Source organism: Paraburkholderia acidipaludis NBRC 101816 (assembly GCF_000684975.1).
In the GTDB taxonomy this organism is placed as follows: Bacteria; Pseudomonadota; Gammaproteobacteria; order Burkholderiales; family Burkholderiaceae; genus Paraburkholderia; species Paraburkholderia acidipaludis.
The window spans coordinates 68,444-91,139 of sequence record NZ_BAXZ01000018.1 but is presented as its reverse complement, the minus strand read 5'-3'; the positions used below and the strand labels follow the sequence as shown (position 1 = coordinate 91,139).

At 65.8% G+C, this 22,696-nt stretch carries 20 protein-coding genes and 2 pseudogenes; 10 read left to right on the top strand and 12 right to left on the bottom strand.

Going from position 1 to position 22,696, the window contains the following annotated elements; all coding sequences use genetic code 11:
* Positions 1–10: 10 nt before the first annotated feature.
* From BAC01S_RS32010 to BAC01S_RS20020, 6 genes are all read right to left on the bottom strand, one after another.
* Positions 11–1,561, bottom strand: coding sequence for an alkaline phosphatase family protein (locus tag BAC01S_RS32010; RefSeq protein ID WP_043202969.1), 1,551 nt, complete (start codon positions 1,559–1,561; stop codon positions 11–13).
* Entirely contained in the window at positions 1,558–2,286 is a 729-nt protein-coding gene (locus BAC01S_RS32005) for a TonB family protein (protein WP_084168702.1), read from the bottom strand. Before BAC01S_RS32005 ends, BAC01S_RS32010 begins: the two co-directional genes overlap by 4 nt.
* A 1-nt stretch (position 2,287) precedes the next feature.
* A complete protein-coding gene (locus tag BAC01S_RS20035) occupies positions 2,288–2,686 on the bottom strand; it encodes an ExbD/TolR family protein (RefSeq protein WP_027796360.1) in 399 nt (132 codons plus the stop codon).
* Between the two features lie 2 nt (positions 2,687–2,688).
* Complete coding sequence (locus tag BAC01S_RS20030) at positions 2,689–3,378, bottom strand: MotA/TolQ/ExbB proton channel family protein (RefSeq protein ID WP_027796359.1); 690 nt, start codon at positions 3,376–3,378, stop codon at positions 2,689–2,691.
* A gap of 22 nt (positions 3,379–3,400) precedes the next feature.
* Positions 3,401–5,575, bottom strand: a complete 2,175-nt coding sequence (locus tag BAC01S_RS32000; RefSeq protein WP_052408800.1) for a TonB-dependent receptor — start codon at positions 5,573–5,575, stop codon at positions 3,401–3,403.
* 383 nt (positions 5,576–5,958) lie between these two features.
* A complete protein-coding gene (locus tag BAC01S_RS20020; RefSeq protein ID WP_027796358.1) occupies positions 5,959–6,213 on the bottom strand; it encodes a DUF4148 domain-containing protein in 255 nt (84 codons plus the stop codon).
* A gap of 263 nt (positions 6,214–6,476) precedes the next feature.
* On the opposite strand from BAC01S_RS20020, the gene BAC01S_RS31995 reads away from it, so the two are divergent.
* The 8 genes and pseudogenes from BAC01S_RS31995 to BAC01S_RS19980 all read left to right on the top strand — a co-directional run bounded on the left by BAC01S_RS31995 (position 6,477) and on the right by BAC01S_RS19980 (position 13,591).
* Positions 6,477–6,806, top strand: coding sequence for a DUF4148 domain-containing protein (locus BAC01S_RS31995; RefSeq protein WP_043202965.1), 330 nt, complete (start codon positions 6,477–6,479; stop codon positions 6,804–6,806).
* A 38-nt stretch (positions 6,807–6,844) separates the two neighbouring features.
* Positions 6,845–6,982 (top strand): annotated as a pseudogene (locus BAC01S_RS34765) (2-hydroxy-6-oxo-2,4-heptadienoate hydrolase); the annotation flags it as partial.
* Positions 6,983–7,084: 102 nt separating this feature from the next.
* Positions 7,085–8,332, top strand: a complete 1,248-nt coding sequence (locus tag BAC01S_RS20005; RefSeq protein WP_407667942.1) for a serine hydrolase domain-containing protein — start codon at positions 7,085–7,087, stop codon at positions 8,330–8,332.
* A 91-nt stretch (positions 8,333–8,423) separates the two neighbouring features.
* Positions 8,424–9,113, top strand: a complete 690-nt coding sequence (locus tag BAC01S_RS20000) for a GntR family transcriptional regulator (RefSeq protein ID WP_043202964.1) — start codon at positions 8,424–8,426, stop codon at positions 9,111–9,113.
* Between the two features lie 194 nt (positions 9,114–9,307).
* Positions 9,308–10,213 carry a dihydrodipicolinate synthase family protein gene (locus BAC01S_RS19995; RefSeq protein WP_043202962.1) on the top strand — a complete coding sequence of 302 codons (906 nt, stop codon included), beginning with the start codon at positions 9,308–9,310 and terminating at the stop codon, positions 10,211–10,213.
* A 33-nt stretch (positions 10,214–10,246) separates the two neighbouring features.
* Positions 10,247–11,671, top strand: coding sequence for an FAD-binding oxidoreductase (locus BAC01S_RS19990; protein ID WP_027796354.1), 1,425 nt, complete (start codon positions 10,247–10,249; stop codon positions 11,669–11,671).
* Between the two features lie 98 nt (positions 11,672–11,769).
* Complete coding sequence (locus BAC01S_RS19985; protein WP_084168700.1) at positions 11,770–13,116, top strand: MFS transporter; 1,347 nt, start codon at positions 11,770–11,772, stop codon at positions 13,114–13,116.
* Between the two features lie 127 nt (positions 13,117–13,243).
* Positions 13,244–13,591 carry an RcnB family protein gene (locus BAC01S_RS19980; RefSeq protein ID WP_027796352.1) on the top strand — a complete coding sequence of 116 codons (348 nt, stop codon included), beginning with the start codon at positions 13,244–13,246 and terminating at the stop codon, positions 13,589–13,591.
* Here the strand turns inward: BAC01S_RS19980 and dmpG are convergent.
* The 6 genes from dmpG to BAC01S_RS19950 all read right to left on the bottom strand — a co-directional run bounded on the left by dmpG (position 13,588) and on the right by BAC01S_RS19950 (position 19,979).
* Entirely contained in the window at positions 13,588–14,682 is a 1,095-nt protein-coding gene (gene dmpG / locus BAC01S_RS31990) for a 4-hydroxy-2-oxovalerate aldolase (protein ID WP_084168698.1), read from the bottom strand. The genes BAC01S_RS19980 and dmpG overlap by 4 nt on opposite strands.
* Positions 14,683–14,686: 4 nt before the next feature.
* On the bottom strand, positions 14,687–15,637 hold the full coding sequence (locus BAC01S_RS19970) for an acetaldehyde dehydrogenase (acetylating) (RefSeq protein WP_027796351.1): 951 nt from the start codon (positions 15,635–15,637) through the stop codon (positions 14,687–14,689).
* 13 nt (positions 15,638–15,650) lie between these two features.
* Positions 15,651–16,439 (bottom strand): 2-keto-4-pentenoate hydratase, encoded by a 789-nt coding sequence (gene mhpD, locus BAC01S_RS19965; protein ID WP_027796350.1) that lies wholly within the window; start codon positions 16,437–16,439, stop codon positions 15,651–15,653.
* 52 nt (positions 16,440–16,491) lie between these two features.
* On the bottom strand, positions 16,492–18,027 hold the full coding sequence (locus BAC01S_RS19960; RefSeq protein WP_027796349.1) for a bifunctional 3-(3-hydroxy-phenyl)propionate/3-hydroxycinnamic acid hydroxylase: 1,536 nt from the start codon (positions 18,025–18,027) through the stop codon (positions 16,492–16,494).
* 136 nt (positions 18,028–18,163) lie between these two features.
* Positions 18,164–19,021, bottom strand: coding sequence for a 2-hydroxy-6-oxo-6-phenylhexa-2,4-dienoate hydrolase (bphD, locus tag BAC01S_RS19955; protein ID WP_027796348.1), 858 nt, complete (start codon positions 19,019–19,021; stop codon positions 18,164–18,166).
* Between the two features lie 61 nt (positions 19,022–19,082).
* Positions 19,083–19,979, bottom strand: coding sequence for a VOC family protein (locus BAC01S_RS19950; RefSeq protein ID WP_245616629.1), 897 nt, complete (start codon positions 19,977–19,979; stop codon positions 19,083–19,085).
* A gap of 198 nt (positions 19,980–20,177) precedes the next feature.
* Here BAC01S_RS19950 and BAC01S_RS19945 point away from each other — a divergent pair, with 198 nt between their 5' ends.
* Both BAC01S_RS19945 and BAC01S_RS31985 read left to right on the top strand, forming a co-directional pair.
* Positions 20,178–20,936: a TetR/AcrR family transcriptional regulator gene (locus tag BAC01S_RS19945; protein WP_027796346.1), complete on the top strand. Its 759-nt coding sequence runs from the start codon at positions 20,178–20,180 to the stop codon at positions 20,934–20,936.
* 526 nt (positions 20,937–21,462) lie between these two features.
* Positions 21,463–22,524, top strand: a pseudogene (locus tag BAC01S_RS31985) (discoidin domain-containing protein); the annotation flags it as partial.
* Positions 22,525–22,696 lie beyond the last annotated feature (172 nt).

Here is a 22,696-nt window from a genome sequence, read left to right as displayed (position 1 = left end):
CAGTGGCAGCTTAGTGGCCGGAGGCCGGCGTTAGCGTTTCGTCATGCGCGAGCGGACCCGTCGTGGCCCAGGCCGTGCCCGGCAGGACCGACGTGCCCTCCAGCGCGACGGCTTGCAGCGCGTTCGGAGGCAGGCCGAGCGCCGAGAGTATCGTCGGCGCGACCTGGGTCGTCGAGACGGGCCACGTGACGCTCGTGCCCGTCGCGGCGAGCCGCGGGCTCGACACGAGCAGCGCGACGCGCGTGTCGTCGCCGTGGAACCCGCCGTGCTCGGCGAGCTTACCATCGTGCGGTGGCGTGAATATGACACCGTTGCGCGATACGACGACGATGTCGGGCGTGCGGCTGTCGGCGGCCGGGGCCGGGAAGCGCAGCGCCAGCCTCTCGCCGCTGATCACGTCCGCGATGCCCAGCGCCTGGGCGTGGGCGCGCAGCGCGGCCGTGACGGCCGGGGCCGCGGCGGGGTCGCGCAGCCATACGAGCGCGCCGTGGTCGGTGGTCAGTTGCGCGAGGGCGCCCGGCGCGGCCGCGTCGATCACTTTTGCGAGCTGGGCCTCGTCGATCTTGTCGAGCCGGGCGCGGTCGATCGGGCCGTTGCCGTGCTTGGCCGTGACGATCACGAGCGTGTCCTCGCGCAGGTGGCGGCGGTCGAGCTCGGCCACGAACGCGCGCAGCAGGGTGTCGACATGCGCGATCGCGCCTTCGAGACCGGGCGTGGGCGCGCCGTCCGCGTCGCGGTAGCCGTAGATCTTCTGTGCCACGTTGACGGCCTGAAGGTTCAGGCCGAACACGTTCGGCACGGCCGCCTGCGCGCGCCCGTCGTGGGTCAGGCCGTCGATCTCGTTGACGAGCGCGCGGGCCTTCATGTCGTCGTAGGCCTCGGTTTTCGCGAGCGAGCCGGTGATTTCGCGCGCCTTCGCGTCGGTGAGCCCTTCGTAATTGGCACCGATCTCCGGCAGGAACAGGTCATCGACACCATGGCCCGACGGCCCTTCGACGAGTTCGTAGGTCGGGTGCTTGTCGATCCATGCGGTGTAGCCGCCCGCGTCGCGCACGGCCTCGAATACGGTGTTCACGCGCAGGTAGGCATGCGGGTAGACGGGCGTGCAGCCATGCCGCGGGTCGAGCGGCAGCTTCGCGGCGTCGATTTCGTCGTGGCCGTGGCCGTCGTCTTTGTCGAGCGATTCGTCGTAGCGCACGCGCGTGCCCGTGCGGCTGCAGTCGCTGCCGGGGGGGGCGAGGGCGCGGTCGTACGAGTCGTCGTAATACACGCCGGTTGCCGCGGGCGTGCCGCCCGTCACGAGCGCGAGCAGGCCGGGAAACGAGTCGGCCGGCACGACTGCCTGGGCGTTCGTGTAGTCGATGCCCTGCGCCGCGAGCTGCGCGAGCGTGCTATTGGGGTGAGCCGAAACGTAGCGGGCGAGGTCGTCCGCGTGGAGCCCGTCGACGCTCACCAGCAGGACGTGGTGCACAGGCGCGTCGGCAGGCAGCGTGGCGGCAGTCGCCGCGCCATTAATAAGGAAAGCGAAGCAAGCGGAAAGTGCGGGCAGAATCAGTTTCATTCGTGATCGTCTAGATTGAAGTTGACCCATAGTTGTTCGGTAAGGGTTTTGCCTGCAAACGCAGGTTCCGGCCTGGGATAGTCCGCATCGCGCACGGCGGCGAGCGCCGCGCGGTCGAGCAGCGCGACGCCGCTGGACACGACCACGGTCTCGCCCGAAACGGCCCCGTCGCGATACTGGAACGCGACGCGCGTGCGCCCCGAAATACCGGCCATGCGAGCCGACTCCGGGTAGTGCAGCGCGGCCTGGATCGCCGCGCGCACCTTGCTGGCGAAATCCGGGCTCGGTCCGGCCGGCGCGGGCGTGGGTGCAGGCGCCGGGGCGGGCGCGGGCGGCGGCGCCGCGTCGGTCGGTGCCGTTGCCGGGGAGGGTGCGGGCAGCGGAGCCGCGGACGGCGCCGGCGTGGGCCGCGGCGGTTCGGTGACGGGCCGGGGCGGCGCCGCATGCGCGGCGCGATGAACCGGCTCGGTCCGATGCGGCTGCGGCACCGGCGGGGGCGGCTTGGGCGTCGGCGGTGCTGGCGTCGGCGCCGCGGGATGCGGTGCCGGCGCGCTCGTCAACGAAAGCAGGGTGGGCGGCCGCTCGGGCGGCGGCGTGGCGCTCTTGTGCCCGAGCATCGCCCAGCCGAGCCCGAGCAACGCCAGCTCCACGACGAGCGCGACGCCCGCCGCCGTATACAGGCGCCGCTCTTCGGACATGACGGATGCGGTGGAGAGGGTGGCCATGTCACTTCGCCGCCGGCTGGGCCGCGAGGGCGACCTGGGTCACGCCGGCCGCGCGGCACGCATCCATCGCGGCCACGAGGTACTGCAGGCGCGCGCCGCTTGCGCCGGCGATCGTCACGACCGTATGCGCCGGGTCGGCCTCGCGCGCGAGCAGCGCCGTGAGCTGGGCCGGCGTGAGCGTGCGCGAGTCGACCGAGAGCGTGCCGTCGTCGGTGAGCGTGACCGTGATCTTCGGCGGCGGCAGCGGCTGCGCGGTGGAGCTGGACGGCAGCCGCGTGGCGAGGCCTGCGTTCGGAATCATGTGCAGCGTGATCATGATGAAGAACACCAGCAGGAAGAACATGATGTCGATCATCGGGATGATCTCGATGCGGGCCTTGCGCGCTTCGAAGTACTTCATGGTCATGCTCCCTGCGAGGCCAGTCCCGCCGCCACGTCGCGCCGGCTCTCCTGCACTTCGGCCAGCGGCTCGTGCGCGATGCCCGACATGCGGTTGACGAGCGACACCTTCACCGTTTCGAGCTGGTGCACGACGATGCGCACGCGGTTGTGCAGGCCGTTGAAGAACAGCAGGCCGATCATCGCGACGAACAAACCCGATGCGGTCGCAACGAGTGCCTCGGCCACGCCGCCCGTCACCTGGGTGGGCGCATTGCCGGGGTTCGAGAGCACCTGGAAGGCGTGGAACATGCCAACGATCGTGCCGAAGAGGCCAAGCAGCGGGGCGAGCGTCACGACCGTGTCGAGCACCCACAGGAAGCGGTCGATGCGCGGCGCCTCGCGCATGATGGTTTCCTCGAGCGAAGCCGAGAGCTTTTCGCGGCTGCGCTCGCCCGCCATGCGCGCGGCAAGCGACATGATCCGGCCGACCGGCAGATCGCGATGCCGGGCCGCGAGCGTCGAGAGCGCCGCGGCATCGACGCGGTCGAGGCGGTCGAGCTGGTCGAGCGCCGCAGTGCCGCTCGCGGCGATGCGGTGCAGGAACCAGGTGCGCTCGACGATGACGGTCAGCGCGACGAACAGCATGGCCGCGATGACGTACAGTACGCCGCCCGAATCGCTCGCGAGATGCATCAGGGTGTCGGCAGTCATGGCATGAAACTCCAGTCAGAGGTTAAAAGTCGGTCGAGACGGTCGCGATGACCGAGCGGCCGGGGATCGTCCAGTAGAGCGGCGTGTTGTCCGCGGCGGTGTAGCCCGCGAGGCCGTCTATGCTCGTCCGGTTGAAGAGGTTGTCGATCTCGAGGCCGATGCGCGTGTTGCGCATCCACGTGGTCGGCGACTTGATCGTGTACGCGCCGGCCAGGTTCGTGACGAGGAAGCCGCCGATCGGCTGCGTGTCGCCCGTATCGCCGTACTGGTGGCCGATGAACTTCGAGATCAGCGAGGCGTGCAGCGGACCGCGGTCGTAGATCGCGCCGAACGCGGCGGTCTGCTGCGGCGCATTCGGCATCCAGGCGCCGGTGCTCTTCTGCTTGGCGGAGTTGAACGTGAGGTTGCCGTAGAGGCTCACGCCGTAGCCGACGTAATACGTCGCCTCGGTTTCGACGCCCTTGTAGACGGCGCCGCCCGCGTTCGAGAAGTACGTCTCGCCGCCCACCGTGGTGCTCGTCACGGCGTTGCGGAAGTTGATGTAGTAGACGTCGGCCGCAACCGTCAGGCGGTCCGTCTTGTACGTCGTGCCGATCTGGTAGTTGTCGGTCTGCTCGGGAGCCGGCTGGCCGGACAGCGAGGGATTCGGCACGTAGAAGACGTTCAGGTTCGGCGCGAGGAAGCCCTGGGCGTACTGCACGTAAGCGCTCCAGTTCTTGTTGAAGTCCTCATGCAGCGTGACCGAGGGCAGAACCTTGCTCCACGTGTGGCTGAAGTCGACGGGGTCGCCCGTGCTCTGGTTTTGCGGCGAATCGATACTGCGCTCGAACGAGACGTACTTGACACCCGGCGTGAGCGTGAGCCCGTACGGCAGCTTCCACGCGTACTGGATGTACGGCTGGAACGTGAGCATCGTGTCGTGCATCGTGAAGTTCAGCTGCTCCAGCGCGAAGTTCAGCGTGTCGTCCACGTTCATGTTGTCGCGGTAGTTCGTCTGGTACGCGAGCCACCCGCCCAGCGTCAGCTTGCCCGGACCCAGATCCCGTTGCGCGTTCAGGACGTCGCCCCATGCGCGATAGTTGTTGGCCATCTGCGTGCCCGGCACGTTGTCCGTACCGAACGTGGTGCCGTTCGGCGTCTCGCCGTTGGGGTCGAGGCCGTTGAAGCCGTCGTGGTAATAGCCGTAGGTGTAGACCTTGTTGTCGAGCTTCCAGCTTCCCAGCACCGTTTGCAGGCCGATGTATTCGAAGTCGGTGTTGATGCGGTCGAAGTTGTAGCCGTAGAACGCCTGGCTCGCCGGATTGCCGTTCAGGCCGAAGTTCGGGCCGTATTGGGCGATCTGCGCGGCCGTCGCGCCGAGCGAGGTGTTCTGGTAGATGCGGTTGTAGTCGGCGTAGAACGTCAGCAGCGTGTCGTTGCCGATCGGCTTGTCGAGCTTGAAGTAGAAGTTGTCGCGCCGCTGCCCGACATCGGTCAGATAGCCGTCGCTGTCCGAGTGGTCATAGCCCACCACCGCGCGCGCGTCGCCCCACTGCTGCAGGTCGCCCGTGTTGATCTGACCGCCCGCGAGCCACGTGTTCCAGCTGCCGTAGGAGCCGAGCACGGTGAAGGCCGGCGTTTGCGAGGGCTCGATCGAGTCGATGGCCACCGTGCCGCCGAACGTTGCGAAGCCGATCTGCGAAGCGTCGCCCGGACCGCGATCCACGGCGATGCTGCCGATGTTCTGCGAGTTGAAGAACGACGTGGAGTGGTGCGTGAAGTCGTTGGTGTCGCCGAACGGAATGCCGTCGAACGTCACGTTGTACTGACCATCCTGGAAGCCGCGGATCGTCAGGCTTTGCGTTTCCATGAGGCCGGGGCCGTTCGGCGTGATGCCCGACACGCTCGGCGCGATCTGGATGATGTCGCTGTAGTTGGCCGTGGGCGGCGTGCTGTTCTCGATGTAGTTCTTGTTGATGATCGACTTCGGCTCGGAAGCCGTGAGCGAGCCCTGGGTCGGCGCCTGGGCGGGAGCCGATTGCGGATTGTTCGGGTTGCCCGTGTCGCTTATCGCCGATCCCGACGAAGCGGTGCTTTGCACGGAGCCGAGATCGCCGCTCGACTGCGCGAAGGCAAGCGGTGCGCCCGTGGTACAGAGCGAGGCCAGAATAAGTTGTGCCAGCGGCTTTCTGCGGAACCGCGTCTGATGCTGTGTCATCCGTAGGTGTCCTTGTTTTCGATTGACGATCTGGTTGAGAGACGCCGCAATCGTAGAGACAAGGAATTAATCGGCCGTGATGTCTGTCTTACGAAGTTAAGGAGTGTGGCGGGAGCCGAAGCCGGGGAGCAGGCGGACGAGCGCCCCCACGTCGTTAAAACTCGAGGCGGAAGGCGAGATGGTGAGGCCGGCGTGTTGCAGCCGAAAGGCGGGATGCTTACAGCTTTTTATGATTGGGCCGGGCTTGACACGAGGCGCCGGGGAGACTGCCGGCGATTCCGGTGCGCGAGGAAAGTTGCGTGCGCACCGGTTTGTCCACCGGTTTGTCGTATCGCGGCGGCAAGGCGTGAAGGTATCAGATTGGCGTCGTTGCGTGGGAGCCGTCAGTGATGGGCATAGAGCGTCGAGTTCAGATACTTGAGCTGTCCATCCTGCTCGGCCCTGACCAGTTCCTGATAGACCTCGGCGCGCGTCTTTTCATGTGCCGGCTGACCGTAGGCGGGCATCGCGGCGCCGTTCGCGGCCGTGCTTGCCGGAGCGGTATTGGCGGGCTGGGTGCTTTGCGTCGCCGTCTGGGCGTGTGCCGCCGTGGCGAATGCCAGGCTCGCGGCGAGACAGAATCGGATGAGGGTCTTCATGATGCTCCTTCGTGGGAACCGCGGATTCATGCCTGCCACGATAGCTGACGATTACCTTCCGTTCCATTGCGGAATTATGAAGAGAAGTTTAGCTTGCTGCGAAGCAGCACGGCCGGGCGCCGGCGCCCGCTGGTGCCCATTCGCGCGGCCAGGGCTGCCGCCGGCGCGCCATGATGAAGAAGGTTTAACCTCGATACGCATGCTTTCCTGGGCGCGGCGAAGTACGCTGGCAATGTTCGACGCCCTGGACGGAGGCATTCGTCATGAACACGCTATCCCGCGGCACCTGGTTAGTTTTGCTGAGCATTTTCTCGTTGCCGGCTTTGGCCGGAGCGAGACTCACGCCTGAGCAGTGCAACGATTACCCCTTCGTGAAGACCGATCACCCGGTCACGCATCGCGAGCTGCAGAATGAACTGCGCGAACTGGAGTCCGTGGGCTATGTCCCGGCCATCGGCGACGACTACAACTATCCGGACGATATTCAAACGGCCGAGCAGCGCCTGCGCGTGCTGTATCGGAGAGACTGCCTGCCCCCTGCGCCGGGCGAGCAGGCCATGCCCGGAGAGGCCACCGGCACGACGCACTGGTGACGTGAAAACGGCGATCGCTCCCGGCCTTTGACGAGGCGAATTACCACGACCCGGGAACGGGTGCTCCGGTGCTGCTGATTCACGGCTCAGGGCCCGGCGTGACGGCGTGGGCCAACTGGCGGCCGACCAAGCCGGCGCTGGCACGCGCACGCCGCGTGATCGCGCTCGCCATGGCCGTGCGTCTTTGCTGAAAGTCCTCGAATCGCCGATACTGTGGCGGAACTCGGCCAGATGCGATCCAGCCAGCCGCAACGCTCAGCAAAGGAGAGAACATGGGGATGGGAAGCAAAGAAAAGCAGGGGATGTCGTGCGAACGCCTGGAGCGGATAGAACGCTTCATGAACGACAACTATATTGCCACCGGCAAGCTGGCAGGCGCCATCACCCAGGTGTGGCGGCGCGGCGCACTCGCGCTGAACGCCGTGCAGGGTCTTGCCGACCGCGAGCGGCAGGTGCCGCTGGCCGAGAATTCGATCTTCCGCATCTATTCGATGACCAAGCCCATCACGTCCGTGGCGGTCATGATGCTGCTGGAGGAGTGCAAGATCGCGCTGGACGATCCCGTCAGCAAGTACATTCCGGCCTGGGAAAATCTTGGCGTGCACGCCGGCGGCTTCATGGACAGCTTCCAGACGCGCCCGCCCGCGCGCCCGATGCTCGTGGTCGATCTGCTGCGCCATACCTCGGGCCTGACCTACGGCTTTCATCAGAACACCAATATCGACGCCGCTTATCGCAAGCTGAAGCTGGGCGACATCGGGCTCGACGGCACGCTGGAGGAGATGATCGAGAAGCTGGCTACGCTGCCGCTCGAATTCTCGCCGGGCGAAGCGTGGAACTATTCCGTTTCCACCGACGTGCTCGGCTATATCGTCGGCAAGGTCAGCGGAATGCCGTTCGAGGCCTTTCTCAAGGAGCGAATCTTCGACCCCCTGGGCATGGTCGACACGGCCTTCCATGTGCCGGAGGAGAAGGTGTCGCGCTTTTGCGCCTGCTACGCCATCGGTTCGCTCGGTTCGAAGGTCGTCTCGCAGAAAGGGCCGATGCTGCAGGACGATCCGCGTGACAGTCCGTATCTCAAGCCGCCCAGCTTCGTCTCGGGCGGCGGCGGCCTCGTATCGACGGCTGCCGACTACATGCGCTTCGCCCGCATGCTGCTGCAGCGCGGCGAGCTGGACGGCGTGCGCCTGCTGGGTCCGAAGACGCTGGCGCTGATGACCGCCAACCACCTGCCGGGCGGCCTCGATCTGCCGAGCCTCTCGCGCTCGATGTTCAGCGAGGCCGCCTACGACGGAGTGGGCTTCGGCCTCGGCTTCGCGACCACCCTGACGCCCGCGGCCACGCTGATTCCCGGCAGCGCGGGCGACTTCTTCTGGGGCGGCGCGGCCAGCACCTTCTTCTGGGTCGATCCGGCCGAGGACCTGATCGTGCTGTTCCTCACGCAGTTGCTGCCGTCCAGCGCCCATCCGGTGCGCCGTCAATTGCGCACGATGGTCTACAGCGCGATCACCGAGACCGGGGCCTGAGGTGCGTTGCGGTGCCGGGGGAGCGGGCCAAACCGCTCCCGTGTGCGTGCTAACATGTCAGGCAGCAGTCAACCCGCATGCGGAACCGGCAATGAACTCTATTCCCACCGTCAAGGACGAGCAGGAGGGCAAGTCGCTCCGACTCGTCGCCTACGAAAATTTCACGCAGCAGATCCTCAACGCCAACATCCGTCCGGGGCAGTTCATCTCGCAGCGCCAGTTGATGTCGCTGACCGGCATGCCGCTCGGCGCGGTTCGCGAAATGGTTCCGCGCCTCGAGGCGGAAGGCCTGCTGCGCACCGTGCCGAACCGCGGGCTGCAGGTGTGTCACGTCGACCTGCGGCTGATCCGCAACGCCTTCCAGCTGCGCCTCGTACTGGAGCGGGAGGCGATCGTCAATTTCGTGCAGAGCGCCACCGACGCGGAACTGGATCGCCTCGAGCGCGCCCACAAGGACATCGTCAAGCGCGCGTCTTCGAAGAAGATCGACGCGAGTGTGGTCGCCGACGCGCAAACGATCGATTGGGGCCTGCACGACAGGATGATCGACGCGATGGGTAACGAGATCATCTCGAACATCTACCGCGTCAACAGCCTGCGTATTCGCCTGATTCGCCTCGAGCACGTCGTGCTGACCCCGGAGGTCGTGCTGCCGACGATGCGCGAACACCTCGAACTGATCGCCGCGCTGAAGGCCCGCGACATCGATACGGCGGTCGCGCTGCTCGAAACCCATATCGAGAATGCGCGCAAGCGCTCGCTGGGAGATTTCGGTCTGTAGGCGGCTATCAGGGATGTGATTCGGGGCCGTAATTCGGGGCCCTGACGCCGCGGTCCTGATAAACCCTGGTGCCGTTTCGCTTTGATTCGTTTTGACGCATCATTGTCAACGCACTAACATGTCAGTCACAGTTTGGCCGGTGTTTGGTTGGCGATCAGGCCGGCGCGGCGATACCTGACAGGAGAGCGGCAATCATGACTTTGCAAGGCGGTAGTGGGGAAGGGGTGTTCGCAGCGGTCGCGACGCCGCTCGACGCGGCGGGCCGCGTCAACGTGCCGTTGCTGGCGCGTCACTCGCTCGACCTGATCCGGCGCGGGCTGCACGGAATCACGCTGTTCGGCACGACGGGCGAGGGGCCTTCGTTCACGGTGGACGAGCGGCGCGCGGCGCTCGACGCGCTGCTCGAGGCGGGCGTCGCGAATCACCAGGTCATCGTCGCAACTGGCGCGGCGGCGCTGGGCGACGCCATCGAACTCACGCGGCATGCGCTCGCGCGAGGTTGCAGCCGCGTGCTGCTGTTGCCGCCGTTCTTCTTCAAGGATGTGAGCAGCGCCGGCGTGGCCGATGCAGTCGGCACCGTGGTCGAGGCGCTGGACGATCCGCGCTTGCGCATCATTCTCTATCACATCCCCCAGGTCTCGGGCATTTCCGTCGATCATGGCGCCGTCAAAACGCTGCGGGAGCGCTATGGCGCGGTGATCGAGGGTATCAAGGACAGCAGCGGCAATCTTGAGCACTCCCTGGGATTGATCGAGCGGCATCCTGGGCTGAAGGTGTACGTGGGCGCCGAGAACACGATTGCGCGAACGCGCGCGGCGGGTGGGGCGGGCACGATCTGTGGGCTGGCAAACGTCGTGCCGGAGGCGATCCTCGCGAGCTTCGCCGGCGACAGCGGTAATAGCGATGAAACCGTCGCTGCCTTGCTGGCCGGCGTGGGCAGTCAGCCGTTCACCCCCTGGTTGAAGGCGCTGCTCGCTCTTCGCCAGCGCGACGACAGCTGGCGCCGCGTGCGCCGTCCGCTCGTCGAGGCGGGCCCCGATGCGCTGCGGGCGCTGCCCCCGGCATTGCGCGAGGCCTGCCCCGACCTCGCCGCGGGCTGACCGGAAACGAAACGGATACGGACGGAGGACGACATGGATCACGAGCCGCACGCACAGGATCTCGCCGCTGCGCAGCACGAAGGACTGCTCAGGGCGTTGCGTGACGCGTTAGGCCCCGCCGCGGTGCTAAGCGGCGCCGATATTCCCGCGCGCAACGAGCACGACTGGAGCACGCTAGGTCCGCTGCGGCCGGTGGCGGTCGTGCGGCCGGCGGATACGGAAGGCGTCGCGACGGCGATGCGCCTGTGCGCGCAGCATCGCGTGCCGGTCGTGCCGCAAGGCGGCCTGACCGGCCTTTGCGGCGGCGCGCGCCCCGTGGAAGGAGCGGTGGCCTTGTCGCTCGAACGGATGGTCGGCGTCGAGGAGATCGATGCGGCATCCGCCACGCTTACCGTGAAAGCGGGCACACCGCTGCAAGTCGTGCAGCAGGCCGCCGACGAAGCCGGATTTTTCATCCCCCTCGATCTCGGCTCGCGCGGCTCGTGCGCGATAGGCGGCAACCTGTCGACCAATGCCGGCGGCAATCGTGTGATCCGCTACGGCATGGCGCGCGAAATGGTGCTGGGGATCGAAGCCGTGCTGGCCGACGGCACGGTCGTGACCAACCTCAACAAGATGCTGAAGAACAACGCGGGCTACGACCTGAAGCACCTGTTCATCGGCAGCGAGGGCACGCTCGGCATCATCACGCGCGCCGTGCTGCGGCTCTCGCCCAAACCCGGCTGCACGATGGCGGCGCTGTGCGCACTCGATAGCTATGCGCAACTCGTCGCGTTGCTCGGCGCGGCGAGACGGGGCCTCGGGCCGCTGTTGTCCGCGTTCGAAGTGATGTGGCCGGACTACTGGCGAACGGTGACGCAACAGGTGCCCGGCGTGCGCGATCCGCTGGGCGGCGAGCACGCTTGTTATGCGCTGATCGAGGCGCAGGGCATGGACGAGGCGCTCGACGCTCCGCGCTTCGAACATTGGCTCGGCATGCAGATGGAGCAGGGCGTGATCGCCAATGCCGCGCTTGCGCAGTCGTTGGCCGACGTGCACGCGTTCTGGGGTCTGCGCGACGCCTGCGCGGAATTTCCCCAGGTGCTGGGGCCGCACGAGTCGTTCGACATCGGCTTGCCGGTGGCTGCCATGGACGAATACGTGGGCGCTTGCCGCGACGCGTTGCGAAAGAGCCTGCCCGGCGTCGTCGCCCTCTTTTACGGCCACATCGGCGATGGCAACCTGCATATCGTGGCCTGCGTGCCGGGCGTTTCCCCGCAGCCGAAGGAAGCGATTGCCGAGACGGTCTATACGCTCGTGCAGCGCTTTGGCGGCACGATTTCGGCGGAGCACGGCATCGGCATCACGAAGAAGGCCTGGCTGCCCGGCACGCGCAGCGAAGCCGAGCTGGCTCTGATGCGGCGGCTCAAGCGCGCCCTGGATCCGCACCAGCTGCTCAATCCGGGGAAGGTCTTGTAGCCGCCGCGGTTCGACGCCTGCGCAGCTAGATGTCCGGGTAAGGAGGCCGGCGCCAGATCGGTCCTGTGGTCCATTGCAGGAGCAGACAAGGAGACACCATGCAGACGAACCCGCAGACGGATGCGGTGGCGGAGACGGCTTTGGTCGAGCGTGCGGTGCGCCGCGCGAAGCGGCGGATCGTCCCGTTTCTGATTCTGATGTACCTGCTGTCCTATCTCGATCGTGCGAACATCGGCTTCGCGAAGCAGGCCTACCAGGCATCGACGGGGGTGAGCGATACCGCGTTCGCGTTCGGCGCGGGTATCTTCTTCATCGCATACGCATTGTTCGAAGTGCCGAGCAATCTGATGCTGCACAAGGTTGGGGCTCGCAAGTGGCTGTCGCGCATCATGGTCACATGGGGGCTGATATCCGCGCTGATGGCGTGCGCACGCAGCGACACGCTGTTCGCGTGGATCCGCTTTTTTCTCGGCGCCGCCGAGGCAGGGCTGTTTCCGGGCGCCGTGCTGTATCTGACCTACTGGTTTCCGGCCCGCTCGCGCGGCCAGATCATGGGCATCTTCTACTTCGGCTCGCCGCTTGCGCTGATGCTGGGCGGCCCGCTGTCGGGCTATCTGCTGGAACGGGACGGGCTGTTCGGCCTGCACGGCTGGCAACTGATGTTTCTCGTAGAAGGGGGGCTCGCGGCCATGGTCGGCGTCTGGTCCTTCTTCTATCTGTGCGACCGGCCGGCCGAGGCACGCTGGCTGCCGCGCGACGAAGCGCAGGCACTGGGCCGGGTGCTGGCCGCCGAGGAGCAAGAAAAAATTCTGCACGGAAAAACGAGCTTCCGGGCGGCGCTTTCGGATCCGCGTCTATTGCACTTCGCAGTGCTTTACTTCTGCATCCAGATTGCGGGCTACGGGGTGGCGTTCTATCTGCCGACGCAGGTGAGTGCGCTGCTGCACGTCAAGGTCGGCCTGCATGTGGGTCTCGTGTCGGCGATTCCCTGGGCGTGCGCGATCGTGGCCGGGGCATGCTATCCGGGTTTTGCCGTCCGTAGCGGTCACCGGAAGTTCTTCGCGACGCTTTCGGCGCTCGCCATTACGGCCGGGCTCGTCGTTTCGGCCCATACGGCGCCTGTTGTCGCGATCACGGCGCTGTGCTTCGTGACGATGGGCATCATGACGGTGCAGCCCATTTTCTGGACTTTCCCGGCGGCCTACCTGGGGGGCGCCGCGGCGGCCGGCGGATTTGCGGTGATCAACGCCATCGGAAATCTGGGCGGATTTTTCGCGCCCAATGTGAAAAATGCCGTGGAGGCCTCATTCCATTCGCCGGCCGCGGGGCTGTACGCGATCGCGGCAAGCGGCGTTGCCGCGGCGGTGCTGATTTGCGCCACGCGGGTCAATGCCCGCGAGGCGCATGAGGCAGGCGCCGACGCGGCGGTGCGTGCGGGTAGTTAGCTCGCTCGCGAATCCGTTCCATTTACCCCTTGGCTGGAATCTGTCGCATACTTGTTACAGTTGCCAGGCAATATGGCAGGCATCGTGATGTTCCACGTCGTATTCCATTGCTTTCAAGGGGGAAACAATGCGTTCAAAAATCGTCGCCTCATTTCTGATGGTTTCCATGCTGGCCGCGTCCGGCACGGTGCTGGCCCAGCCGCAGCACCATGACGGCGGTCCCTCGCATGGGCCGCGCCAGCCGGTACACGACGCTTCGGTCGACCGCCCGGGCGGTCCGATTCCGCATCAGGACTGGCACAAGGGCGAGCGGATCCCGGCTGAATACCGCGACCGCAACTACGAGGTGGACAACTGGCGCGAGCATGGCCTCTCGGCTCCGCCGCGCGGCTATCACTGGGTCGGCGTGAACGGCGACTACGTGCTGGCCGCCGTGGCAACCGGCGTCATCGCCAGCGTCCTCGCGTCGCACTAGGCCGCAGGCAGGGGAGCGCCGGTTTTCGCCGGCGTCGTGGTGCGGAGAGTGTCCGCGTCCGACGAACCCGCTCCCCGACTGTCTTGCTCCTTGCGGATATCCAGCGCCACGTCCACGATCATGTCCTCCTGGCCGCCCACCATGCGGCGCCGGCCCAGTTCGACGAGGATATCCACCGTCTTCAGCCCGTACTTCTTCGCGGCCACTTCCGAGTGGCGCAGGAAGCTCGAATACACGCCCGCATAACCCAGCGCCAGCGTTTCGCGGTCCACGCGCACCGGCCGGTCCTGCAGCGGCCGCACGATGTCGTCGGCCGCGTCCATCAGCGTGTAGAGATCGGCGCCGTGGTTCCAGCCCATGCGCTCCGCCGCCGCGATGAACACCTCCAGCGGCGCGTTGCCCGCACCGGCGCCCATGCCCGCCAGCGAAGCATCGATGCGCTCGCACCCTTCCTCCACCGCCACGATCGAGTTCGCCACGCCCAGCGAGAGGTTGTGGTGCGCATGCATGCCTGTCTGCGTTTCGGGCCTGAGCGCGCCTTTCACGGCGCGAAAGCGCTCGCGCACGTCGTTCATCGTCAGCGCGCCGCCCGAGTCCACCACGTAGATGCAGGTCGCGCCGTAGCTCTCCATCTTCTTCGCCTCGACGGCCAGCTTCTCCGGCGTCGTCATGTGGCTCATCATCAGGAATCCCACGGTATCCATGCCCAGCTCGCGCGCGTACCCGATGTGCTGCTTCGAGATATCCGCCTCCGTACAGTGCGTGGCTACGCGCACCACGCGCGCGCCCGCGTTGTACGCCGCCTTCAGGTCGTGGATCGTGCCGATGCCCGGCAGCAGCAGCGTGGCGATCTTCGCGTGCCGCACCACGTCGGCCACCGCCTCGATCCATTCGAGGTCGCTGTGCGCGCCGAACCCGTAGTTGAAGCTCGAGCCCTGCAGGCCGTCGCCGTGGGCGACCTCGATGCTGTCCACCTTCGCCCGGTCCAGCGCGCGGGCAATGTCCTGCACGTTCTGGATGGAGTACTGATGGCGGATGGCGTGGCTGCCGTCGCGCAGCGTCACGTCGGAGATGTAGAGTTTCCGGCTCATGGCTTCAGGCTCCCTGGGGGCTCAACAGCGTCTGCGCCATGCGTTCGGCTGTGGCGAGCGCGGCGGACGTCATGATGTCGAGATTGCCGGCGTAGGCAGGCAGATAGTGGGCGGCGCCTTCCACCTCGAGGAACACCGAGGTCTTCAGGCCGCTGAACTTGCCGAGGCCCGGAATATTCAAGGGGGCACCGGCGGGGATCGCGTCGAACTGCACCTTCTGCTTGAGGCGATAACCCGGCACGTAGGCGTTCACTTTCCTGACCGTTTCTTCGATCGATGCTTCGATCTGCTCACGATCCGCCGGGTCCGAAAGCGTGTAGACGGTGTCGCGCATCATGACGGGCGGCTCGGCCGGGTTCAGCACGATGATTGCCTTGCCCTTTGCCGCGCCGCCTACCGCCTCGATCGCCTTCGAGGTCGTTTCGGTGAACTCGTCGATGTTCGCGCGCGTGCCCGGTCCCGCCGACCTGCTGCTGATCGACGCGACAATCTCCGCGTAGTGCACCTTCGCCACGCGCGAGACGGCGGCGACGATGGGGATCGTGGCCTGGCCGCCGCAGGTGACCATGTTGACATTGGGCGTGTCGAGTTGCGCGTCTAGGTTCACCACCGGCACGCAGTACGGGCCGATCGCAGCGGGCGTGAGGTCGATCACGCGGATGCCGGGCTTGTGCGCGCGCAGCAGCGCATCGTTCTTCACGTGCGCCCCGGCCGAGGTTGCGTCGAACACGAAGTCGATTTCGCCGAATACGGGCAGGCGCGTGAGGCCTTCCACGCCTTCGTGCGTGGTCGCCACGCCCAGGCGCACGGCGCGCGCGAGGCCGTCCGAGTGTGGATCGATGCCGACCATCGCCGCCATCTCCAGGTGAGCGCCGTTGCGCAGGATCTTGATCATCAGGTCCGTGCCGATGTTGCCCGAGCCGATGATGGCGGCCTTGAGTTTTTCCGAAGCCATAGACGTTCCTTGTTCAGGCGGAGAAAGTGGCGCGCACGCTGCCCAGGCCCTCGATCTGCGCGGTATAGGCGCCGGGCGCCTTCACGGCCACCATGGGCCCCAGCGCGCCCGTGAGCACCACGTCGCCCGCACGCAGCGGCGTGCCGAGCTGCACCATGCGGTCGGCAAGCCACACGGCGGCGTTCAGCGGGTTGCCGAGGCACGCGGCGCCATTGCCGCGCGAGAATACTTCGCCGTCGCGCGAGAGCTCCATTGCACACCCCGCCAGATCGAGCTGCGCAAGCGGCACGGGGCGGCTGCCCACCACGAAGCGCGCGCTGGAGGCGTTGTCGGCAACGGTGTCGACGAAGCGGATGTCCCAGTTCCGGATGCGGCTGTCGACGATTTCTATCGCCGCCAGTGCGCAGGCCGTAGCGCGCACGATATCGGCGAAGGTGTGCTGCTCGTGCGTGAGATCGCGCTCGAGCACCAGCGCGATTTCGGCTTCCACCTTCGGCTGGATCAGTTGCGGGAGCGGGATCGGCTCGCCGTCGCCGCGGGCCATCGAGGCGAACAGCGCGCCGAAATCGGGCTGATCGACGCCAAGCTGCGTTTGCACGGCGAGCGAGGTGAGGCCGATCTTGCGGCCCACGATGCGCTCGCCGTTCGCCACGCGCCGGTCCACGTTGGCCTGCTGCACGGCGTAGGCGGTGGCGAGGTCGTCCGTGGCGATTTCGCCGCGCACGGGGGCGATGGTCGCGCGCGAGGCTTCGGCTTCGCGCAGGCGGGCGGCAAGGGCATTCACTACGGCGATATCCGGCATCGGCAAGTTCCTCCTTGATGGATTGTGGTTCGCCGCCACGCGCGGCGACGATTCAAACCGGTACGGAAAGGCCGCTCACGTCGGCCGCGGCGACGAACCGGTCGGGACGCAATGCCACCGCGCGCGCGCCATACTTGCGCAGCCAGGGGCGCAATACGCCGTCGAGGTCGATCAGTTCGTCGGTGCCCCGGGTGTGCTGGTCCTGCTGACGCACCGCGATGTAGCGGGCCCCGAGCTTGTCCCACGCTTCTTTTTCCGAAGCGCTGAGCAGCGTGGCGGGATCGACGTCGTCGCCCAGCAGTACGAAACGATCGCCAAGCAGCTCGTCAAGCCGCGCCATCACTCCGCGCGTGTCGCCGACCACGGGCTGCGGCACCATGCGGCCGACAATGCTGTCATGGGCAACCGGGCCGCGCAGCCAGCCGGCCGCGAGCACCGGCGGCGCGATCAACGGCGGTTCCGGGGCATCCGCCGGCGGCGGCGCATTGAGCGCCGCTTGCTCTTCTTCCGAAAGTTCCTGCTTGATGATGCGGCCTAGCTCGACGGCGAGCTGCGTGTAGAACACGGCGTTGGGCCGGCGCTCCGTTTCGTAGGTGTCGAGGAACGGCTCGGGCAAGGTGCCGTTGATCACGCCCGCGAGCTTCCAGCCCAGATCGAAGGCGTCGCGCATGCCGGTCTGCATGCCGGCGCCCGCCCACGGCGGCATCAGATGCGCCGCGTCGCCGGCCAGGAAAACGCGTCCCACACGCCACTGGTCCGCCATCCGGGTATGGTGGCGATAGAAGGCGTGCTGGTGAATTTCGACGTCGTCCTCGTTTACGCCCAGTGCCTTGAGCAACGGCCACACTTGTTCCTGCGCCGCAAAGTCCGCTTCGGTCTCGCCTGGCTTGAGCGGCAGCTCCCAGCGGTGGTTGCCGCCAGACAGCGCAATGTCCACCACCGGCCGCTCCTTGTCGGACCAGAAGGTCAGCAGATTCCGGTCGGGCCACCAGCGCTTCACGCGGCAGTCGATGACGATCCAGAGCACGTCGAGCGTATCTCCCAGGAGCTTCACGCCGAGCGCGTTGCGCGTGGCGCTGCTGCCGCCGTCGCAGCCGATCGCATAGCGCACGCGTGTGCTTTCCTGCGTGCCCGTTGCGGGATCCCGGGCCGTGACCGTGACACCGGCCTCATCCTGCTCCAGCGAGACCACCTCCAGGCCAAAACGCACCTCGATCTCCGCGTGCCGGGCCGCGCATTCGCGCAATGTGGCTTCCATCGTCGGCTGGTAAATGTTGAAGAAGCGCGGCTTGATGCCCAGCGTTGACGGCGGGTGCTCGATGCGCATGATTTCGGTGCCGTCGTAGCGCATCCAGCGCAGCGCGCGCTGAGGGTCGATGCATTTCAGAACCGGTTCGTCGACACCCAGGTTCTGGAAGATCCGCATCGTCCAGTCGTTGACGGTCACGGCGCGCGCGCGGGGGTAGATGTCACGGTGTCGCTCGAACACGACGGCGGAAATGCCGTATTTCGCGAGAGTGAGGGCGGCGACGACACCGCTCGGACCATAGCCGACAATGGCGACGTCGGCATCGTATGGGTCTTTCATGGGAGGCTCCACTAAATGTTTTACCGCTTCCTGCGACGCGCCCGATCAATTTGGACTACGTAATTCATGCTGCGACCGTACCCGTTCTTGCCATTTCCCGCGGGCGGTCATTCGACCCCGGCCGCGGGCCGCGTCCTTACCAGCCCTTCAAAAAGTCGATGACGAGCTGATTGAATTCTTCGGCATGCTCCCACTGGGCCCAGTGGCCGCACTTCGGCAGGATATGGAGCCGGGCGTCCTGCAAGGTGTTGATCATGCGTAAGCCATGATCGAGCGGCACGAAACGGTCGTCGCGTCCCCAGGTAATCAAGGTCTTGTGGAAGATTTGCGGGAAGCGGGCCGAAAGATCCCACGTCGTGACCGGACAACGCTTCGAACTCTCGACGAAATTCTTCAGGTGATTCAGGTTCGATTCGATGTTGTTCCACCGTCCCTGACGCAGCTCCTCGGTAATGGCTTGCGGGTCGTAGACGAACACTTCGAGCATGGCCTCGAAGTTCTCGTAGGTCGGTTGCGCATACAGCTTGAACATGCGCTTGATCCCCTCGCCAGGCTGCGGCTGGAGGATGCTCGGGCCTTGCGCTCCCGGCCCCATGAGCACCATGCGGTCCATGCGGTCGGGGAATTCCAGCGCAAAGCTCAAGGCAGAGGCGCCGCCCATCGAATTGCCGACCAGATGGGCTTTTTCGATGCCGAGGGCGTCCAGCACGCCCTTGGCGGCGCGGGCGTTCAGCAGATTGCGCGGCACGTCGGTGACGATCTCGCCCGATTTGTTGAAGCCCGGGCTGTCGAGCAGCAGCACGCGGAATCCGGCGTTCACCAGCGCGTCGATGTTCCGGTAGTAGTTGCTCCAGCCGCTGGCGCCGGGGCCGCCGCCGTGCAGCATGGCGACCGCCGGGCCGCTGCCGGCATCGTTGAAATGGACGGTGAAATGCTCGAGGCCGGGTTCGTCGATCGTTACGAACCTGCTGGTGCCGGATTCGGTCAGGGTCATGCTGTCGCTCCTGTGACGGGTGGCGGGTGTGTGGTCGGCGGGATGGGCGCGATCGCGCGGTTCAATGCGCTTGCGCAGCCGGCTCGCCCGGAGGCGGATTCAGCTGGTGGCCCCAGTCGCTGAGCTCGGTGTAGCGCTTGACCTCCCAGGTGTCGTCGTCGACGACGATGCCGCCGGCGCCGAATTCGATCGCGAAGCCGGAGGGCGAGATCATGTAGAAGGAGAACATCTGGTCGTTGGGGTGGTGGCCCAGCTCCATCAGAATGGGCACGCCCGCCTGTTTGCAGCGGTCGTAGGCGAGGCCGACGTCGTTGGGGTCGGTGCACTCGACCATGATGTGATGAATGCGTTTGGGGACCGGGAACGGCACGTCGGCGACCGCCAGGGAATGATGGCGGCCGGCACGGGCATGGAAGAAGGTCACGTCGAGCTTGAGGCCCGGCGCCGCGTCGCCGCTGATGGTGTCGCTGAGCTTCAGGCCCAGCACGCGCTCGCAGAACGCCTTGGCCTCGGCGCTCTGTTTGGGCACCGTAACGAAGTGCCCGGCGCCCAGGCGCCCCGTGCTGAATGCCCCGCGCAGCACCGCGGAACGAAACGTGTTGCGGGTGTGCGCCCGGTAGGCGGTGCTGTAAAACTCGTGGCGAATGCCATCGGGGTCGTGGCAGACGAAAACGCGTGCCACGCGGCGCTGTTCGGCGACTTTCGAATCCGCCTCGGCGATATCGACGCCCCGGCCGCGCGCCTGATCCACGAAGGCCTTGAGTTGCGCGTCGGATTCGAACTCCCAGCCGGCGGCGAGAAAATCGTCGAGATCGCTCCTGAGCAGCAGGATGCGCTGCTCGTAGTCGTCCATGCGCAGGCCGAGCGACTCGCCGGGCACGCGCGTTCCGGCCTGGAGACCCAGCACGTCGACGGCAAACCCTTCCCATGCCGCCAGGTCAGTGACGCCCAGGACCATATATCCCAGCGTTGACACGCTTTGCATACTCTTCTCCTGATTTGCGATTCCGATGACCGGCGGCCCGGGATTTCGCCCCCGGTTTGTCGCGGCCCGAGTCCACAGTTCGGAAGTGTACCGATAGGTCCAAAACTGGCCACCTAGGGGAAACGTGTAATGTACCGATTGGTCCAATACAGTCGGGCTTATACTCACGGAATGGAAAAAGAACAGCAAATCGGCAATCGGCGCGGCCAGCGGTCGCGCCAGGAAATCCTCGACGCGGCCTCCCGCGTGATGTCGGCCTACGGCTACGCCGGGACTTCGATGTCTGCGCTGGTGGAGGCCACCGGCATTCCCAAGAGCGCGATCTACCATCATTTCGGCTCCAAGGCCGGGCTGCTCGCGGAGGTGATGGCCGGCGGCGCGCGCGGCTTTTTCGCGGCCATGCGGGAAGCTCACCGGAATCCGCCGGCAGACGGCACTCCGCGCGAACGTTTGGGCTGGTACCTGAAAAAGACCGGCGAGGTATTCGAACACCGCGAGAATTTCCTGCGCCTGCTGCTCGTCATGGTCATGAGCAATGAGTCCGCCGAACCCGAGGCCATGCAGACGGTTATCGAGGTGCGCAACGAAGGGCGCGCGTACATGCGGGAGATGATCCGCAACGCGTTCAGCGCGGCAGGGGAGGACGTTGCGAACGCAGTCGCGGAAGATCTCGCTTACTTCGGAATGCTTGGATTCGACGGCGCCTTCGTTTCCCTGCAGTCGGGCGATAACCGGTCGATGACCCTGCACATGGAGCAACTCACGAGCGCCCTGATCGCGCTCGGCGAGGCCCGTGCGGCTGCTTTCCAGAGCAGGGCGGAGGCATCGCGCCGCAAGCCCGCGGCAAAACGCGCGGCAAAGCACGCAACACCATCGCCGCAAGCTCACGACGCGCAACAAACACGCAAGAAAAACGCGCTTCGAGCTTGACCCTGCCTGTTCCGCAGCGATTCCAGAGACGCCCGTTTTGCACGGGCTGAAACGCCCCCGCTTTCATCGCTGTCCCCAGCATCGGGGACCGTCCCCGCGCGTTCGTTCATAGCGCGCCATGCTTCGCGCGTAGAACTTTCCTCATAGGGCTCGGCCCCGTTTATTTTTCAGATGAATTTCTTTTTTTTTTCATGGTTGGAGGGCATACTCCGGCCTCGGTAAAGTAAGTCGTACATAGCGAGTCCCGTAACCGGACTTTCTTTCGACCTCCATCCCAGGCGTGTTCGCGCTGCGGTCATTTTTACTTCAGTGACCCGGCAGTGAAACGCGGCCTGCCCAAACCGCGCTCCGGTCCTTCCGGTCGCAGCCCGCCTCCAGCCCCATGCACTGGGTTGAGTAAAGCGGCACTGCAGAGCGCTTCCTGTGCGACGGGTGTCACTGCCTGAAGGGCCCGACATCGTGTGAAAAAACCCTCGAGCGCGGGGGTGACGGCGTGCACGTTAGATAAGTATCAGGAGTACTACCTGTGAAGTTGAAGTCATTTGCAGTCACGCTCGCGGTCGGTATCGTCGCGGCCGCATGCGGCGGGGAAATCCAGGCGGCCTGCGTCAACGATCCGCCGAATCAATCGAATGCATCGTTCCCCAGCAGCCTCACCGGCAAGCTGGTCTACCACAGCTACGTCAGCTACGGCGACGGAACGAGTCAGCTCTTCATTTACGACTTCACGGCGCATACGCTCACGCAGGTCAGCAATGCATCGTGGGGCATCACCGACCCCATGAACGCCAGCTTCTCGCCCGACGGCAAGTGGCTGCTCTTCATGGGTGTGCAAAACAACGCGTGGAACGTGTTCATGTGGCCGACGAACGGCAGCCATATTCCGTACAACCTCACGAACAGCACGGGCGCAACGCGCAACGAAGACCCGAAGTTCTCGCCTGACGGCTCGAGTGTGATCTTCAAGCAGAACAGCGCCAACGACATGCAGGGCACGCTGTCGTACCCGGGCGGCATCCCGCAATTCACGTCGGTGATCGACATCACCAACAACAAGACGCAGGATTCGATGCCGTTCATGACGCCGGACGGCACGAAGCTGCTGTTCTCGGAGGGATCGGGCGGCGCGAGCCTCGGCCTCTACGAGGAGACCATCGCGACGGGCGCCACGGTGAAGTTCGACGCGGCGAGCGGAATCAGCACGTACTACCCGATCGTGCGCGCCGACGGCACGGTGTTCTACACGAAGTGGAACAACGCCAGGCAGCAGCTGGATCAGCTGTACACGAAGACCGCCGCGTCCGATACGCCGACCCAGCTGAGCATCGACGATTGCGTCAGCAACAACGACGACGCGGGCCCGGTCAACGGGACCAACTACGTCTTCTTCTCGTCCACCACGGCGGGCGGCTACCAGCTCTATCTGGGCGATATCAGCACGGGCAAGCGCTGGAGTCTCACGCAGTTCGGCGTGAATGCGGACAGCACGAAGGCGAAGCTCGGCTCCAGCTATTACGCCGGCACCACCTCGTCGACGACCGGCAGCACGACCACCCCGCCGGCGACGACGACCACGAGCAGCACGTCGACGTCTTCGCAAGGCTCGTCGCATTCGCGACACGGGCGCGGCTAAAGCCGGCGTCCCGGTACGCTCCGAGGCGCGCGGGGAAGGGCGGCGCGGATGCCGCCCTGGGGCATCGGGCAAAGCCGGAGTCCGCATTCAGGCATGCGGACTTCGCGAAGCGCCTGCCGGGGGGCAT